Genomic DNA, 561 nt, shown 5'->3' with positions numbered 1-561 from the left:
TCACCACGTCGGGCATCCTGGAGCTGTCGGACTTCGTCTTCGAGCAGGCGCCGGACTTCCGCGCGCTGCACTGGATGGCGACGGACACGCTGCCGGAAGGCGGCGAGCGGGACTGGCGCACGCCGGACGTGGACGCGCAGTCGCTCGCGTTCCTCCAGTACACGTCCGGGAGCACGGGCACGCCCAAGGGGGTGATGCTCACGCACGCGAACCTGCTGCACAACCTGGGGCTCATCTCCGGAGCGTTCCAGGTGCGGGCCGACAGCGTGGGCGTCATCTGGCTGCCGCCGTACCACGACATGGGGCTCATTGGAGGCATCCTCCAGCCGCTGGCCGCGGGCTTCCCGGTGGCGTTGATGTCGCCGATGGCCTTCCTGCAGAAGCCGCTGCGCTGGTTGCAGGCGGTGTCGCGCTTCCGGGGCACCATCAGCGGTGGGCCCAACTTCGCCTTCGAGTTGTGCGCGCGTCGCGCGACGCCAGAGGACGTGGCGTCGTTGGACTTGTCGTCGTGGGAGGTGGCGTTCTGCGGCGCGGAGCCCATCCGCGCGTCCACGCTGGAGC

1 protein-coding gene is annotated in these 561 nt (G+C 69.9%); it reads left to right on the top strand.

Going from position 1 to position 561, the window contains the following annotated elements:
• The coding region (locus D7V88_RS42085; RefSeq protein ID WP_147449182.1) for an AMP-binding protein at positions 1-561 on the top strand (561 nt) is incomplete at both ends.

Origin of the sequence: Corallococcus terminator, assembly GCF_003611635.1 — a bacterium.
Classification (GTDB): Bacteria; Myxococcota; Myxococcia; order Myxococcales; family Myxococcaceae; genus Corallococcus; species Corallococcus terminator.
Note: the sequence above shows the minus strand (reverse complement) of the source record. Positions and strands in the feature narration are given on the sequence as shown.